The sequence below is a fragment of the Sediminitomix flava genome (genome assembly GCF_003149185.1).
GTDB classification, from domain to species: domain Bacteria; phylum Bacteroidota; class Bacteroidia; order Cytophagales; family Flammeovirgaceae; genus Sediminitomix; species Sediminitomix flava.
On sequence record NZ_QGDO01000007.1, the window covers coordinates 149,672 to 167,613 of the forward strand.

14 protein-coding genes are annotated in these 17,942 nt (G+C 33.7%); 12 read left to right on the forward strand and 2 right to left on the reverse strand.

What is annotated here, in order from left to right:
• Positions 1-59: 59 nt before the first annotated feature.
• From BC781_RS21160 to BC781_RS21195, 8 genes are all read left to right on the forward strand, one after another.
• Positions 60-1,043 (forward strand): helix-turn-helix domain-containing protein, encoded by a 984-nt coding sequence (locus tag BC781_RS21160; protein WP_109621676.1) that lies wholly within the window; start codon positions 60-62, stop codon positions 1,041-1,043.
• A gap of 243 nt (positions 1,044-1,286) precedes the next feature.
• Entirely contained in the window at positions 1,287-2,552 is a 1,266-nt protein-coding gene (locus BC781_RS21165; RefSeq protein ID WP_109621678.1) for a C45 family autoproteolytic acyltransferase/hydolase, read from the forward strand.
• Between the two features lie 45 nt (positions 2,553-2,597).
• Positions 2,598-3,944, forward strand: a complete 1,347-nt coding sequence (locus BC781_RS21170; RefSeq protein WP_146201752.1) for a CapA family protein — start codon at positions 2,598-2,600, stop codon at positions 3,942-3,944.
• 107 nt (positions 3,945-4,051) lie between these two features.
• Complete coding sequence (locus BC781_RS21175; RefSeq protein WP_109621683.1) at positions 4,052-5,317, forward strand: threonine/serine exporter family protein; 1,266 nt, start codon at positions 4,052-4,054, stop codon at positions 5,315-5,317.
• 328 nt (positions 5,318-5,645) lie between these two features.
• Positions 5,646-6,893 carry a C45 family autoproteolytic acyltransferase/hydolase gene (locus BC781_RS21180; RefSeq protein WP_109621685.1) on the forward strand — a complete coding sequence of 416 codons (1,248 nt, stop codon included), beginning with the start codon at positions 5,646-5,648 and terminating at the stop codon, positions 6,891-6,893.
• Between the two features lie 319 nt (positions 6,894-7,212).
• Positions 7,213-8,379: a C45 family autoproteolytic acyltransferase/hydolase gene (locus BC781_RS21185; protein ID WP_109621687.1), complete on the forward strand. Its 1,167-nt coding sequence runs from the start codon at positions 7,213-7,215 to the stop codon at positions 8,377-8,379.
• A gap of 25 nt (positions 8,380-8,404) precedes the next feature.
• Complete coding sequence (locus BC781_RS21190; protein WP_109621689.1) at positions 8,405-8,908, forward strand: cysteine hydrolase family protein; 504 nt, start codon at positions 8,405-8,407, stop codon at positions 8,906-8,908.
• Positions 8,909-9,623: 715 nt separating this feature from the next.
• Positions 9,624-9,815 carry a hypothetical protein gene (locus tag BC781_RS21195; protein WP_146201753.1) on the forward strand — a complete coding sequence of 64 codons (192 nt, stop codon included), beginning with the start codon at positions 9,624-9,626 and terminating at the stop codon, positions 9,813-9,815.
• Positions 9,816-10,200: 385 nt separating this feature from the next.
• Here BC781_RS21195 and BC781_RS21200 read toward each other — a convergent pair whose 3' ends face one another.
• Positions 10,201-11,340 carry a fatty acid desaturase family protein gene (locus BC781_RS21200; RefSeq protein ID WP_109621693.1) on the reverse strand — a complete coding sequence of 380 codons (1,140 nt, stop codon included), beginning with the start codon at positions 11,338-11,340 and terminating at the stop codon, positions 10,201-10,203.
• Positions 11,341-11,796: 456 nt separating this feature from the next.
• Here BC781_RS21200 and BC781_RS21205 point away from each other — a divergent pair, with 456 nt between their 5' ends.
• From BC781_RS21205 to BC781_RS21220, 4 genes are all read left to right on the forward strand, one after another.
• The gene (locus BC781_RS21205; protein ID WP_158281545.1) at positions 11,797-13,452 is read left to right on the forward strand and encodes an alpha-keto acid decarboxylase family protein; all 1,656 of its coding nucleotides are present in this window, start codon (positions 11,797-11,799) and stop codon (positions 13,450-13,452) included.
• Between the two features lie 391 nt (positions 13,453-13,843).
• Positions 13,844-15,043: an aconitase X catalytic domain-containing protein gene (locus BC781_RS21210; protein ID WP_146201754.1), complete on the forward strand. Its 1,200-nt coding sequence runs from the start codon at positions 13,844-13,846 to the stop codon at positions 15,041-15,043.
• A 57-nt stretch (positions 15,044-15,100) separates the two neighbouring features.
• A complete protein-coding gene (locus BC781_RS21215) occupies positions 15,101-15,559 on the forward strand; it encodes an aconitase X swivel domain-containing protein (protein WP_109621699.1) in 459 nt (152 codons plus the stop codon).
• A gap of 317 nt (positions 15,560-15,876) precedes the next feature.
• Positions 15,877-16,866 (forward strand): helix-turn-helix domain-containing protein, encoded by a 990-nt coding sequence (locus tag BC781_RS21220; protein WP_109621701.1) that lies wholly within the window; start codon positions 15,877-15,879, stop codon positions 16,864-16,866.
• A 108-nt stretch (positions 16,867-16,974) separates the two neighbouring features.
• On the opposite strand, the gene BC781_RS21225 is transcribed toward BC781_RS21220, so the two are convergent.
• The gene (locus tag BC781_RS21225; RefSeq protein WP_109621703.1) at positions 16,975-17,799 is read right to left on the reverse strand and encodes a hypothetical protein; all 825 of its coding nucleotides are present in this window, start codon (positions 17,797-17,799) and stop codon (positions 16,975-16,977) included.
• Positions 17,800-17,942 lie beyond the last annotated feature (143 nt).

Consider the following 17,942-nt stretch of genomic DNA (forward strand, 5'->3'; position numbering starts at 1 on the left):
AAAAATCTATTGATTCAGACGCCCTAAACCTTGTATATTCATTAAGGAAAACTGAAACTATGGATTACGAATATATTATAGAAGGGGATGAATTAACGCCTGTCGAAGCTTATAAAAAAGTAGCTAAAGATCTCAATGGAAAATGGGATGGTGAAAACTTAAAAGTCGAAAATCAACTGGGTGAGATTGATGCTTATTCTTTCAACTTTCTTGATGATATTTATATTTCTATTTCAACTTTACATTTTAAAAAACCAGTTTTATTTAGAAGTGCGAGAAGGGAAACAGACCAACCTTATTTTGCCTTGAAAATTGGTTTTACGGGTACTCTACTTGATAAAGAACAAGACTTTCATTTCAATAATCTTGGTGTATTTTTTTATAACTCCAAACAAAACTTTGAGGTGGCATATCCTTTAGATAAGGAGTGTCAGTGGTTGTCCATTATTTTTTCTTTGAGTGCCTTTGAAAAATTTATGGGTGACCAACCGAGTGAAATAGCTAAACTTATCTATGATAAAAGCTCTTGGTTTAAGTACTTTCCTTTAGATGTAGAAATAGAAAACTTAGTCAAAACCTTATTTTTTAATCTAGATAAGAAAACTAGAATGAATATCTACTTCTTTACAAAGCCCTTGGAAATAATAGCCTTAATAAGTAAGAAAATGGAAAAAGAAGCTCATGGTTTTAAGAAAAATATTCATGAAGATGATCTGAAGGTGATGATGCAGTTGAAAGATCAATACCTTTCTGATTTCACGAAGCAACCCAGTTTATCCGAGTTGAGCGAGAACTATGGGATGAGTATTTCAAAACTAAATAGAATCTTTAAGTCAATTTTTGACAAGCCGATCTTACAGTTTTATAATCAGCAAAAAATTGAAGAAGCATATCGTCAAATTAGTAGAACAAACAAAAGTATAACGGAGATTTCCATGGATTTGAATTTTACTAATGTTGGGTATATGAGTAGAATGTTTAAAGATGCCTATGGTTTTTCTCCATCAGTATTAAGAGATAAAAAGGATATTAATTCTATCTAATGATTATCGTTCAAGACGCTTAAAGGGGTAATGAACAACCCTGTTATCATGAAGTTTAAAAAGGCTTCATCTATGTTTAGTCTTTAAATCACTTTTTACCTAACTTTTTAAATTTTCAGTTTAACGATTTTCTACAACTCCTTGACGATTTTCTCTAGTTGTTTGAAGCAGAATAGATAGACCTTTGTATTGTAATCAAACGGAAATTGATTCTAAAATTTATCACTTTAAACAAATAGAAAAATGAGTATTCTAAAAAACAAACAAATTTTCCCTAGTCAAGAAATGACACAATATTTCCCAAATAAAAAAAGTGATTATTGTAAGCCAACTCACATTATAGTAGAAGGTACTTGGGAAGAAATGGGTTATGATTTAGCAACGATTGCAAAAGAAGATTTTGGAGTAGAATTAAAAAAGTATTTCGACCCTATCTATGGAGCTGCAAGACGCAGTTATATGGAAAAAAATTGGCCTGAAATGGCAGAGATGCAAAAAGGTGTATTTAAAGCTTTCGGTCTTCCAGAAGATAATAATGAATATGATGGTACAAGTTTAGCCTTTGATTGGTATGATGAAAGTTATGATGGTTTCGATCTAGGTTCTATGAAGACTTGCTCAGCCGCAGTTTTACCAAAAGAGAAGTCAGATAATGGTTCTACTTATGTTTCTAGAAACTACGATATGAGTGCTCTAGTTTTATGGAGTCCTTTATTTGGGAAACCTGCACCAGAAGGTGCTTGGGGACACGCAGAACGTTGGGTTGTAGTGGAGTTTAGACCTAAAAATGGTACACGTAGTATCATCAGTGGTACAAATGAATTGCTAACTCCTTACGTAGATGCAATCAATGAACATGGTTTATTCATCACTATGTTGCGCGATCCAGAAACAAATGGTTTGGAAGCAGGACCTTCAAGCGGAGGTAACTTAGCCGGTATGGCCAATACACACATTTTACATAAACTTGTAAGTTCTTGTAAAACCGTAGAAGAGGCTAAAGCTGCATTATTAGGAAATAGAATTACACAAACTTTCTTGAATTTCCACATCACAATTGCCGACCAAGACGGTAATGCTACTGTATTTGAAATTGATGGAAAATCAGGAGCTTATGTATTTACTGATAGGGTAGAAGGAGAGCCATTCTTCGTAACAAACCATGCTGTGCATTTGCACCCAACACCCGACACTTACCCTGATACTCCTGATATAGCAGCACATAATACATTTACGAGACAACGCATTTTAAGAGATACTTATAAAAACTTTGAACAACCACTTCAAAGAGAGGATGCGACTAAGTTGATGGATGCTGTTCACTGTGCTTTTGTGGATGAAGAATTGGCTGAAGCAGGTCCAAGTGAAAGATCATTACAAGAAATAAACGCCGATTTATCTAAACCCGAAATGAGAATTCGTTGGTATTTGGGTGACGAAGGACCGATGGAAGGGACAGAAAACGATTTGAAAGATAGACGAAGTGAATGGGTAACTTTCGGTTTCTAATTGTATCAAGAGGTCTACATTTTAAATAAAAAAGAAGAATATTTTATGAAAAAATATATTCCGATTGATATGCCAAAAGATTTTGGATTTGCACTTGACGGTTTTGAGCAAGCTACCCAAAATCAAATGAAGCAATTTATTGAGAAAGCACACAAAGAAGGGAAATGGAGAGCAACCGAACATATTCTTTTTGATCCTAATAGCACAGAATTTTGGGCTTATTATACACAGAAAGCACTAAACCCAATAAAAGCACCCAAGAAAGGTTCTCAATTAGAAGAAAAGTTTGCTCCTTATCGTAAGACACAATTCAACTTAGAACCCAAAGGTTTTAAAGAAGAAAAATCTTATCGGATGAGTGCGGTTGGAGACTTGATGAGGGGAAAACATGCAGATAAATCAAAAGACAGAATATATGAAGCTGTTGAAGACTTAATCTTTAGTGCAGATTGTATTTATGGAAATCTTGAATCTACAATAGCTCTTGGTGAGCCAATGGGAATTACCGATGGGTTTAAAACTGGAGGAACTCCTAGTATCGGTCTTACTAGAGATGAGTATAAAGGTTTGACTCGACATAAAGGACGTAAGTTTGATGTACTTCAACTTGCCAATAACCATGTGATGGATAATGGACAAGAAGGAATAGAATTGAACATGTCTGTGCTAAATCAAGATGAGATCAGTTTTACTGGAGTCTACGAAAATGAATCTGACTCTCAAGAAGTAATGTATACTACGCACAACGGCATAAAAATAGGTTGGGTAGCTCATACATTCTCTGTAAACTTTAAGCCTATTCCAAAAGATGAACCTTGGTTAGTGGATATCACCTCATTTTGTGTTGAAGAAAATCCTGATATGGCAAGGATAGAGCAGCAAATTAAAAATGCAAGAGCTGAAGGTTGTGACTTAGTTATTGTTACCCCTCATTGGGGTGCCGAATGGGAGTTTTTCCCTTGGCCTGAGCAAATGGATTGGGCTAGAAGGTTTGCAGAACTTGGAGCGGATGCAGTAATTGGTACACATCCTCATGTTATTCAGCCTGTAGAGATTTATACTCCTAAAAGTGATCCTGATAAATCAGTACCCATTCTTTATAGTTTAGGGAATTTCATCCCGATGGCAGGGCCCAGTTATACGGTATTGAGTCTAGTTGCTAATTTAAAGATTTCGAAAGGGCAATTGAATGGAGCTGATCGTACAATGGTGACAGGCTTGGAAATTACCCCAGTAGCATTTATGGGAGAAGAAGATGATGATCAAATATATGCTTCAATCGTTCCACTTGCTGAATTAAATAATAGCAATCTTGATCCTGATACGCAAGATTTTGTAAATCGAATTAATAGTTATGCAGATTTCGTGATCGGAGAAGACTGGAGGAAATAGTTTTATATGACAACATCTTATCTTAGTAGGTTTTAAGTTTAAATCTGGAGAGTATTTTACTTTCCAGATTTGCTTTTCCTTTACAAGACAAATAACCCATTCTATCTATGGTAAAAGAAAAAAATAAATCGGATAAACGAACAAACGCTCAAACTTACGATTTTGAAAAAGTCTGTCAGTTTATTAAAAATGTGGGAAAAGCAGCACATCAATATGGTTCTACCACAATGCAATTAGAAAGTTACTTAACCCAACTGACTACAAGTTTTGGATACCAAGGACTTTTCCGAGCAACTCCAACAGAAATACTTTTCAGTTTCAGAGAAAATACGAATTCAACAGATACAATATATATAGAACCAGTACCACCAACAGACTTTAATCTAAACAAACTGTCGTTGTTAGGTAAACTTGTCACAGATGTAAACTCAAAAAAACTTAATCTAATTGAAGCAGAAAGACACTTGGAGCGCATTGAGGATACACCAGCTCCCTGGGGTTTAAAAGTAATCGCAATAAGTTTTGTTTTGGCAGGCGCAGGCTTTGCGATGATGTTGTCTGGTAGCCTACCAGATGTGTTACTTTCTGCCGTATTTAGTGTAGTAGTATTGATTCTACAACCACTTATAGCCATTTATGGAGGACATCGAGCATCAGATTGGTCAGCTCTTCTTACAGCTCTTGTAATTGGGGTTTTAGCTGCAAGCTCAAAAATCTTTTTTCCAGTTGTTAACCTGATCACTGTGACTGTAAGTTCATTGATCATACTCATACCTGGTTTTTCGATAAGTACAGGGATCATTGAGATGACAAGTAATCATGTGGTATCAGGTTTAGCTAACCTCATGAATGGATTACTTTATTTGGTGAAACTCTTCGTTGGAACTTGGTTAGGAATTTATGCGGTCGAATTAGTTTACACATTACCAGAAACAATAATAGCGGAACCTATAGCTCAAACTTGGCTATTGCTCTTATTACCTCCAATGATGTGTGCCCTAGCTTGTATTTTCCAAACAGCTCCTAAAAACTTTTTGGCAGTGGTACTTATCAGTTCAAGTTCTTTATTAGGAATGGTAGTTGGGGGTATCATGTTAGATGCAAATTTCGGGAATTTAATTGGTACAATTCTTCCTGTTGTATTTTCAAATTTGTGGAGTAGAAAAACAGGAGAGCCTAGTTCTATTCCTTTGTTGCCTTCTATCATGCTTATAGTGAGTGGAAGCATAGGCTTTCGAGGTTTAGCTACTATTTCTACAGGTCAAACAGCTTTGGGTGAGCAATATTTCATACAGATGTTCATTGTCGCTTTCACTATTGGTGCTGGTTTACTAGTAGGAAATACGATTTCACGTCCAAATTCTAGTTTATAATATTAGAAATAACGAAGAGAAGCTGATATTCAGAATAAAAAAGAAAATCCTTAAAATCTCGTGATTTATAAGTTTGCTTGACATAAGCTTGGTGTTTTGAACATCAAGCTTTCTTTTTTAGCTAAAAAATGATGGATTCAGTCATATAAATTCTCAATATGACCGTTTCATACAAACTATAAAATTTTCTGTATAAACAATTTAAATTTTAAACTAAGACCTTTGTATTGTCATCAAACGAAAGGGAAATTAGTTAGAAAAATACAAAAGGTAAAATGTTGAAGTTTAACAATATCCCAAGACTCAATTACAAAACAAATATAATAATATGAGAACATTAAGACAGAATTTATTCCTACTCTTAAATCTTTTATTCATGTCAACTTCATTGTTTGCACAAGAAAAAAATGATGAATCAGAAATGAAATTAGTTAGAGAATTTGAAGGTGGAAAGCTTTATGAAGCTAACGGATTTCTGATTCCAGTGATATCAGGTTCCAATTTTGAAATGGGAAAACAATATGGCTTCTTGATGGTCAATGAAATGAAAAAAGTCAGGGATGCAATTCTAGTAAAAGAAGTGGAAGCTGGCTACTTAGATGATGAAACAAAAGCTATTTGGGTAAATAGAGCATATGAATCGGGTTCTTTACGTACCAAACAATTTTATGAAGGTGTAGCGGAAGGAACAGGATGGACGTTGGAAGATGTCGTTATGCTAGATCAAATAATGGAGTTTGGTATATATCAATCAAAACTTCATTCTTTTGCAGGTTGTACCTCAATTGCCTCATGGGGAGAAAATTCTAAAGATGGAAATATGTATATCGGTAGAAACATGGACTGGAGTCCTGCTTTTACTAAATTCCCTACCGTTCTGACAGTTCGAAAACCTAATGATGGTTCGTATCAATTTGCCACAACGGGATGGGCTGGTATGTACGCCGCATTTACAGCAATGAACGAGAAAGGTGTTTATTTAGACCTTCATGATGGAACAAGTATGGGTGGTTCGGTAGTTGCAATTGACAGACCTTCATTGTTAAATACTTTGGTAGATATGATGAGTGAGACCTCTACTTTAGAGGGTTTAGAATCTAGATATAACGGTATGGTTGCAAGTACATCAGCGATTTATACCATTGCCGATAAAAATGGCGCAGCCTCGGTTGAAAGTTCTTCTTTGAATGGAAATAGAGTTCGTAAACCTGCTCAAAATAATGATGCATTAGTGGTTGTAAACTCTTTTATGGAAGAAAGCTGGGGACTTGGTAAAAGAGAAACAGTAAGTAACTCTTTACGTCGTTTTTCAAATATGACGGATCGTTTGGCAGAAAATAAAGGAAATATTGATGCTCAAAAGACTAAAGATTTGATGGATCTTAGATTATTTAATGAAGACGATTCTTTCAAAGAAAATGGAGGTTGTACTAAACCTGCTTTACAAGATGCAGATTTGACTGTTTATCAGACTGTATTTGACATTAATGAGCAAAAGGTATATCTGAAAGTTCCTGTACCAGAATATTTTGCTGATTGGACAATGATCGACTTGAAAGAGTTGTTTAATGACTAATAAATTTCTACCTACACTTAATATAAAGCCCTTACTTTTTACAGTAAGTTAAAAAGTTGAGGGCTCCTATTATCTTAAATACGCTGTTTTACAAGTATCGATAAGGCTTGCTTATTACTTGGAATACATGATTCAATCAGAAAATTATGAATTGATTTTTTTGCTAAAAAAGCTTGAAATAAGCATCGCGAAGAAATCTGACATTTTCATATAAACCTTAAGTTTTTCTGTGTAAGAGATTCCTTTTTAAAAGCCCGACATTTGTAATGTAATCAAAAGTAACACAAATAAATAACACTAAACTAAACAAATCATCACGATGAAAAATCAAGAATTAAACTTCGTAAAAGAGTATAAAGCTGGTAAATTATATGAAGCAAACAATTTCTTAATTCCTGTACTTGAAGGATCAAATTTTGAGATGGGAGAGCAGTATGGAGCTCTAATGGCAAATGAAATGGAAAAAGTTAGAGATACCATTCTTGTAAAAGAAGTTGAAGCTGGTTATTTAGATGATGAAACAAAAGCATTTTGGGTAAATAGAGCGTATGGTTCAGGTTCTATTCGTACCAAACAATTTTATGAAGGTGTCGCACAAGGATCAGGATGGGCGTTGGGAGATGTCGTTATGCTAGATCAAATAATGGAGTTTGGTATTTACCAATCAAAACTTCATTCTTTTGCAGGATGTACTTCAATTGCATCTTGGGGGCAAAACTCGAAAGATGGAAATATGTATATCGGAAGAAATATGGACTGGAGTCCAGCTTTTAACAAATTTCCTACAGTTTTGACCGTTAGAAAACCGAATGATGGTTCATATAAATTTGCCACAACAGGATGGGCTGGAATGTATGCTGCATTTACAGCAATGAATGAAAAAGGTGTTTATATTGACCTTCACGACGGTACAAGCATGGGTGGTTCTGTCGTTGCATTGGATCGACCTTCAGTACTAAATACACTAGTGGATATGATTAGTGAGATTTCTACTTTGGAAGGCTTAGAATCTAGATATAATGGCATGCTAGTAAGTACATCAGCTATTTATACAATAGCTGATAAAAATGGAGCTGCTTCAGTCGAGACTTCTTCCCTAAATGGAAGTAGAGTTCGTAAGCCTTCAAATAATGACGATGCTTTAGTGGTTGTAAATACATTTATGGAGGAAAGTTGGGGATTAGGCAAAAGAGAAACCGTAAGTAACTCCTTACGTCGTTTTTCAAATATGACTGATCGATTGGCTGAGAATAAAGGAAATATAGATGCTCAAATGACTAAAGATTTGATGGATCTTAGATTGTTCAACGAAGATAATTCTTTCAAACAAAATGGCGGTAGTACAAAACCTGCTTTACAAGATGCTGATATTACAAATTACCAAACCGTATTTGATATCAATGAGCAGAAAGTATATCTGAAAATTCCTGTTCCAGAATACTTTGCAGATTGGACAATGATCGACCTAAAAGACTTATTTAATTAATTCAAAAGATATAAGATATAAAAAAATGAAGAAAGCGCTAATCATAATCGATGTACAGAATGATTACTTTGAGGGAGGTATTTACCCTCAATTCAATACAACTTCAGTATTAGAACCTACAAAAAAAGCGATAGAAAAAGCAAAACAAGAAGGTTACTTGATCGTTTTTATTAAGCATGAAGCACCAGAAGGCTTTTTGGTTAAAGGTACAGAAGGTAGTGAAATTCATGCTGAATTGAAGCCTTATCTTGAGGATGGAATAATTGTTACAAAAACTTTCGCTAATAGTTTCAAGGAGACAAATTTAGAAACAGTTTTAAAAGAGAATAATGTGACAGATTTAATCATCACAGGTATTATGACGCAAAACTGTGTGACACATACTGCGATTTCAAAAGAATCTGAAAAGTACAATGTTACGGTAGTTGGAAATGCATGTACAGCACCTAATGAAATGGTCCATAATGTAGCTTTGGTAGCACTTACAGAAAGAGTTTCTGTAATAAATAGTATAGAAGGTTATAAATAAGAATAGAACACTTTCGATCTTATCTAAACATATATGAAAATCTAGCTCTTTTTCCTTTATAAGGAATAAGGGCTATTTTTTTATGGAATAAATCTCAAAAATTTGAGTTGAGAAGGTAGTCAATTATAACGATTTCGTGCAATTCAAATCTCAATTCGTGTAAAGTATTTCTTTCTAAAAACTGCACCTTTGTATTGTCAGAAAACAATAAAGAAACCCAATAAAAATATGGAAATCACTTCACGAATTTTGAAATACTTTGAGTCATTAATTCATGAATTAGCATCACGAACTTTACTGGAAGGAGATGATTCTGATTATATGATAAATGATTGATTAGCTAACTAAATATGCTCAAAAAAAATATTGAAATTCACTCGAAATAGAGTTAAAACATAGAAAATTAAAATTGTTGTAGTTCACATAAATAGTAATATATGAAGTAGAATTTATTAGAAATTGCTCGTTAGAGAATAGGTTTGTTATGATACAAGGAAGCTTGATGTAATCAGTACGTCAAGCTTTGTTTTTTGTATACTATAGGTGGTATAATTTCTAAGATCATAGTCTGACATTTTTGTATAAGCTTTCAGTTTTTCTGTATAAATAATTCAATTTTATAAGCTAGATATTTGTAATACAATCATAAGAAAAACAGTCAATTAAGGCTTAAAAAAAATATATAAGTAGGATGATCAATTACGAATTAAAAATAATGCAAGGGTATGAGGGTGATACATTCCTAATTCCTGTATTAGAAACAGCTCATAATGATGTTGAAAAACCATTTAACACACTCATTATTGAGGAAATGAAAAAAACATATGATCTTTTTATAGAATCTGAAAATAGTATTTCTAAGGATTTAGCTGAATCATCAATCAGTTTATGGGTAAACAGGGCTTAAGAACTGATAAACAAGTAGCATAAAATGATAAGTCTTGAAATGGATGAATTTACTTTAGAATAAAGAGAAGAGTAAATACTAAACTTCAACGTAGAGTTTCAAACATAAATTTATACAAACGTTAAACATTTAAACTGAAAATATATGAGTAGAAATTAATGAAAAAATTGCTCGTTAGAGAATAGGTTTGTTATAGTAAAAGAAAGCTTGGTGTGAAAACGTCAAGCTTTCTTTATGGATTAATTCAAGTTAGGTCCAATCTGTATTATAACAATTTAATTTGTTTGAGCACCTTCTTATTAATGAAGTAAGAACTTGGTTTTGGATATAAAAAAATCCTGAGTAATTAAACCCAGGATTCATTATGAATATCTTAAATAAAGCTCTAGCTAGCTACTTTTTGTAGTTTTGGAGCTTCATGTTTTTTATCATATCTACCATTCCCTAGATTGAATAAAATAGAAAAGTGGCTTTTTAATGCTCCAACAAATGTTCTTTTTTCATGGTATGGTATATCATATTCCTCAGCAGTTGCTTTTACTATTTTAGAAATTTGCTTGTAGTGAATATGACATATATTTGGGAACAAATGATGCTCAATTTGGTAATTCAAACCACCAATAAACCACGAGAAGAATGTTGAATTATTCGCAAAGTTCGTTGTTGTTTTCATTTGGTGAATAGCAAAGTTGTTCTCCATACTACCTTCATTCTCATCATCAACTTTAAAGAACAAAGCTTCTTCAACTACGTGCGCACATTGGAATATAAGTGCAAGGAAAAGACCACAAATAGCATGCATCAGTATATATCCTAACATTACTTGCCACCATGCAAACGGTAGTAAAACAATTGGAAGTGCAACAAATAATAAAACATATACAACTTTACTTACAGCAATTTCAATTAATGCTCTTGTCAAAGTTATATTTTGCGTCTTCAATAAATCTTTTTTGTGATATCTTAATACTTGTTGAAAATCTTTCGATGTAGACCAATAAATGGTCATTAAAGTATAAGATAGTGGTGCATAAATAAACTGAAATCTATGAACCCACTTTCTTTTTTGATTTGGTGACATTCTAATAAAGCCTTGTCCCAAATCCTCATCATGATCGTGAATATTTGTGTAAGTATGGTGGAGGAGGTTGTGCTGGATTCTCCAGTTTAAAGGGTAACCACCAACCAAGTAAAGAACTTTACTTACAAAATCGTTTGTCTTTCTATTATTCGAATATGATCCATGGTTTGCATCGTGCATGATTGAGAGCCCAACTCCAGACATACCAAACCCCATGAGTGCCCACATTCCTAACATTACCCATACATTAGTAATGACTCCTGATAACATTAAAACAAGAGGTGACATGTATAATGAAATCATAAATACAGTTTTAATCTTCATCTGATTATTTCCGTATTTTGTAATGTTATTCTCCTTGAAATAATTGTTTACTCTCCTCTTTAACTCAGCTACAAACTCAGGCCTGTCTGCTCGATTAAACTTAATACGTGTTGGATACATAAGTATTGTTGATAATTGATTGAATATTGATAATTACAATACAACAATTGGATAAAAACGACAGAACACTATTAAAGATTAAAAAAGTACTTTGCACCTATACCCAATCTATTTCTAGACAATCTAGTTAAATAATTGCACTTTTCGTAGATTATTTAAATAAAGATTAATGAATAGTTTATCATATATCACCTATTTACTCACTAAAAATGCTTAGTAACAGTGACTTATTTTCTTTTTTAAATTATCTACCAACAGGATAAATGTATTAAGATTATCGATATAAATTATAGATAATGAGGAAATAATATAGAATATATTAGATCATTGTCATTTTATTTGAAGTACACTCTTAATGATTTCGTGTAAATGCTTGACTTTTTTGTGCAAATGATTTCTTGCTTGAATCAAGACTTTTGTGACACAATTATCAAAACAAGAAATTTAAAAAACACAATGATGAAAAAGAAATTGACTGTTGCCGCATATTTGGTAGATAGATTAAGAGCTTTAGGTGTTACAGATTATTTTGGTGTACCTGGTGATTTTAACTTCAACATGATTACTGCTATTGAGGAAGACAAAGAAACAAAATGGGTAGGATGTTGTAACGAATTAAACGCAGGATATGCTGCAGATGGATATGCAAGAATAAAAGGGATAGGAGCAGTTGTGACTACGATGGGAGTAGGTGAATTGTCTGCTGTAAATGCTGTAGCAGGTTCTTATGCCGAAAATGTTCCAGTCATAAAAATAGTTGGTACTCCTGCTTTATCTGTTCAAAATGCTAAAGTTCCTATTCATCATACTTTAGGCAATGGAGATTATGGTGTATATCAGCGAATGTATGCAGAAGTTACAGCAGCTAATGCTTTTATTACACAAGAAAATGCAGTTGAAGAAATTGATAGGGTCATTGAAACAGTGATGACAAAAAAACTACCAGGCTATATAAACCTTCCTGCAGATGTTTGTTTGATGAAGATCGAAGCCCCAGAAGGAACTGCTTTTCATCATGAGTATGATAAAAATAATTTGAAAGATGCTGTTTCAGCTATTGCTAAACAAATTCAGCAAGCAGAAAACCCGGTGATTGTAGCTGATTATAAAGTCTTGAGATTTGGATTAAAAGAACAACTTCAAGCTTTCATTGAACAATCAAATCTACCAGCTACCACCTTGGTTATGGGTAAAGGAGCAATTGATGAAAAGCATCCTAACTTTATTGGTACTTATAATGGTGAATTGATAAATCCTGATACTAAAAATATTGTAGAATCCTCTGATCTTATTATTGCGATAGGTTGTTTATTAAATGATACAAATAGTGCAGCGTTCTCAGTTAAAAGAGATAAAAGTAAAACAATTAATATTCAAGACGATTTTACAGAGGTATTTAGGGCTAGATACGAAAATGTACCAATGGCTGACTTACTTGTCGAGCTGACGAATAGTGTCACTAAATCGACAAGAGAATTGCCTGTCGTTGTTAATAAACAAGCAGATTTTTTCCCGAAGGGAACAGACCCAATGACCTATGATTATTTGCTTCAACAATTGGAAGGAACATTTGAAGCTGGCGATACTATTATGGTGGAAACGGGTACTGTCATGATGGGGGCTTCAAGTTGGAAGTTGCCTTCAAATGTAGAATTTCATAATCAAGGTTTATGGATGTCTATAGGTTACGCAACTCCTGCAACCTTGGGGGCAGGAATGGCAGCACCTAATAATCGTCTATTCTTGATTACGGGAGAGGGTTCTCATCAACTGACAGCTCAAGAAATCTCAAATATGTACAGAAATGGATTGAAACCGATCATCATTGTCATTGATAATAAAGGCTATACAATTGAACGTTATCTGTGTGATGATCCTTTTGATGCTTTCAATGAGATTGCATGCTGGAATTATGAAATGTTACCTGAAGCTATGGGTATTGATGATGCTTATGTCAGAAATGTATATACAGTGGAAGAATTTGACACAGCTTTAAAACAAGCCGTTAAATCAGACAGATTTAGCTATATCACTGTTCAGATTGAAGAAATGGATGCTCCGAACGTAATGAAAGTTATTCGTTCTAAACGTGAGCAAGTGTATAATCACTAATTTTTAGATAGTTTATAAAGAAAAAGTTCTGAAAGACTGTCTCTCAAAGAATTGAATAGAGGAATCTTGTTTCTTTAGATAAAGAGACTTCTAATTCTCATTGAACCTGTATTTATAGTATTCAGATACTATGAAATACAGGTTTTTTGTTTTAATAGATTATAAATCCCCAAAAATCAATTTATAATGCTTTAAGTATAATTCTTCACCTTAACGATTTTATGTAAACGCCTGCTATAAACGTGCAAATGATTTCTTTTTCAATACTGCACCTTTGTATCGTCAGTTTAGGAAAGGGCTTTAAAAGAGATTGGTTTCTAGGGAATTAAAATCTTACAATGATTTCAAAGCTCCTCTCTTCAGACAATTGAAAAACCAAAAAGATATAAAGATGTACGTTAGTAATTACAAAAGATCGAAAATCGTTTTAGATGAAAAACAACAGGCTATTCTAGATGGGAGTGAAGGATCAATAGTTGCAAAAGCAATGAAGACCATGGTTGATATTGGAGAATCTCTTGGTGCTGAGAAAATGGTACCAATTTCTTTCTCACACATTACAGGTTCTTTTGCCATGTCTTCTTTCCACGGTTATTATGAACTTCTTGATCAGTTAGTGGATGCTGGCGCTAAAGTGAAAGTACCAACCACTTGTAATCCTTACCCTGGTAGAGAGTTCTCGTTTATCAATAGAAAATTTTACAGACCTCAGATTCACCACATTGAATGTTTTAAGAAGCTAGGTATTATTCAGAACTGGTCTTGTGTTGCGTATTATGAAGATAACGTTCCGAAGCTAGGTGACATTGGAGGATGTGGAGAATCTTCGGTAGTAGTTTATATGAACTCAATGCTTGGTGCAAGAACAAATATTTGGGGAGTACTAACCGACTTTTATCAAGCGATTTGTGGATATACACCTTATTTTGGTTTGCTGATAGATGAAAATAGATATGGTAAAATTGTATTTGATATAAGTGAATTAGAAAATCCTGACCCAGATGCTTTAGGTTTGTTTGTTGGTAAGACTGCCGTAGATAAAATACCTGTTATTACGCATTATCCTTTCAATAAGTATCAAATGAAGCATTTGCTTTCAGCAACAAACTCTTCAGGAGCTTGTCGAATGGTACACGTAGAAGGAGTTACTCCAGAAGCGCCAGACGTAAAAACAGCATTAGGCGGTAAAGAACCTGAAAAAGTAATTAAAGTAACCCAAGCCGACTTAGATGAAATGAGAGCAACTAAGGAGGTACAAAAAGATACTGATGTTATTGTATTTGGTTGTCCTCAGCTGACTTGTAAAGAAGTTTTGGATTTAGCTCCTCAGTTTACGGGTAAATTTGTAAGCAAAAGAGTGTTGATGAGTATTTCTCCATTGGAGCTAGAACGTTTGAAAAAATTCCCAGAATATACAGACTTACAATTGGCAGGAGTGGAGTTTGTACCAGCATGCCCATTAACCTATTTGACGATTAGAGAAAAAGGATTGAAGAATGTCTTGACGGATAGTGGTAAACTTCATTACTATTTGAAAGGTGCACAATTTGGTTCTACACATGACCTAATGAAAGAGGCAGGTGTCGCATAATCTTAATGAATTAATCAAAAACAATTATTAAAATAAACTACAAAAAACTATACTAATATGTCAAACAATACAGAAGTAATCGGAAAAGGTGGAGTATTAATAGAAGGTGCAATAGAGGCTCCAATCCTAATTTCAAAACAAGGTTTTAATGGTGTTGCTGCTTGGACAAAAGAAGAAAATTTTAAAGATGGACATGAAGCGGTTTGCTATGATTGGCAACATGAGTGGAATGGTGTTGATCTGAAAGGTAAAATCATCGCTTTCCCTACAGAGGTTGGTTCTACCCATGCGCCGCTTCCTTACATTGATCTTGTAAAAGATAAAAATGGACCTGCAGGAATAATTGTGACAGTACCAGATCCGTTAGTAGCTATTGGTGTAATCATATCAAAAGAGTGGTACGGTCCGTCTATTCCTCTAATTGAGTTCCCTATCGATGAGTTGGAAAAACATGTGAAAAATGGAGATATCGTTCAGATTCAAGAAGACGGTACTATTTCCATTAAAAAGTCATAAGTGTAATTGATGAGAGTGTAATACCCAAACTAACTATTACTTGTTGTTTTCATTATTGAAAATGAAATGATATAACTTATCTACTATTCGTAGTTCGTGTTATTTACGTTTGTTCTCTTAAAAGCTTGATATTTTTATATCAAGCTTTTTTTGTTGATTTATGAGAAAAGTATTTCTCAGCCATCAGATGGTATCTATTGATTTATAATAGGAGAAGGTCAAGAAATACTAACTTCTTGAAACTTAATGTACTCTTTTTCTTTTCAAAGAATATGTACAAGGATTATTAATCCTAATTCACGAAGACCCAAAGAACAATGGAAAATACAGAGCCTTATAAGCTTTATGCAAATGTAGAAGAACCTCACAAAGCTTTTAAAAAACTAGCCGAAGAACAAAACGGGAGTTGGAATGGTGAAGAGTTACAGGTTCATAATGATCTATTTGATCTGAATCTTATTTCCTACCATTATATGGATGGTTTATATGTTGAGTTTAGTAACATGGCTACAAGAGAACCTACATATCTAATACATGAGCCTCATGGAGATAAACACTTTATTATAATTCGTATTGGTTTTACAGGATCTTACGGTAAAAATCAGAATACTAGAAAGTTTAACCATGACGGTATCTTTATATATAATTCAAATCAGCAATTAGATATTGAGTATCCTGTTCAGTCGAATAATCATTGGATGATTATACGTTTTCCAATTACTGATTATCAAAAAATTGATAGAGACCCCTCTTTTAAACTGAAAAAGTTATTTGAAGATAAAAGTCCATGGTTCCAATATTATTCTTTAGACCCAGAGATCGAAAGCTATGTTAAAGAGGTGCACACTATTTCGGAAAATATAAGCCGAAGAAGGATGGTCTTTTTTTCAAGGGCTATTGATATATTGGCAGCTTTAAAGGATAAGATGGAAACGGATGAAATTCATGTTCCTAAAGCCAATATTCATCCAGAAGACTTAAAATCAATGCTATTGATTAAAGATCAAATGCTTTTTGATTTTACTGTATTACCTAACCTAGATGATATTAGTAAAGAACACGGAATGAGTATTTCCAAATTGAATCGTCTATTTAAATCTGTCTATAAATTACCTGTATTACAATTTTTCAATCAGCATAAATTGGAAGAGGCGCACAGACATATAAAATACTCCGATAAGAGTTTAACTGAAATTGCTTTTGATCTGGGATTTAGTAATCTAGGGCATATGAGTCGCTCTTTTAAGAGTTATTTTGGTTATAGTCCTTCTTATCTGAGAAGTTCTTTACAGCAGCAGAGTGCATAAATTCTTTAAAATGAGAATGAATTGAAGAAAATAAGTGATTTAGACATGAAAAAAGCCTAGTAAAGACGATATCTCTACTAGGCTTTTGAATAGCTATTTATCTATATCTTATTTCTTAGCTGTTGGGAACAAGAAAGTTACTGAACCTCTCATACCAAATCTAGCTTTCATATTTTCTGGAGCTACAAGATTAAATCTTGGACCTACAGCAAAACTAATTTTTTGATTCCCTAAACTTGTAATACCAGTTAAAGAAGGTGTTAACCAAAGGTCAGCCGATTTTGATTCCCAGTCTTGCGTATATTCAATCATAGCTGAAACACCACCACCACTTGACCAGTTATGTGCTACAAAGGGTTGAATATATAATTGACTAATATCAGAACGTTCTGAATTACCTGCTACACTCCAAATTTGATTAATCAAAGCACCGTAAGTAAGTGTTTTACTTTGTTTTAAGGCTACAGCCGTAGGACCAACACCAAATTTTTGAGCTCCTAGCATATTATTGGAAGCTGTTGGTATCGAAAATGCAGGACCAACACCCCAAATAAATCCATTTTTCATCTTTGAAGGACTAAAGAATCCACTCAATACAATATCTCCTAAACCTGCTTCTGTATTTCCTGCTCCTGTCACATTGTGTTGAGAGACAATTGGAATAATAGCACGAGTAATTAAATTAATATCATCAGATATCTTAGCAGGGATAACGGGCTGCATCTGTAACTGATATCTACTACCATTATGTTCTCCAATACCAAAATCCATGTATTGCATCATGGGAACACTGATAAGGTTCGAAACGGGGTTAGCTAATTTCTGAGCAAGTTCTGCTTTTGAGTGTTCATCACCATCTTGGGCAAAACCAAAATTAAATGAGAAGGCTGAAATAATTAAACCTAGAGAAATACTTTTTAAAAGTTTGTTCATTATCGTTTTGTTGTTGTTTTGAATATTTTTTTGTCAATCTTTCAGAAGTAGTTAGTTTGGTTCCTTTCTGATAAATGACAATGCAAAGGTGCAGTATTGAAAAAGGAATCATAGTCACAATCTGAGTAAGTATTTACATAAAA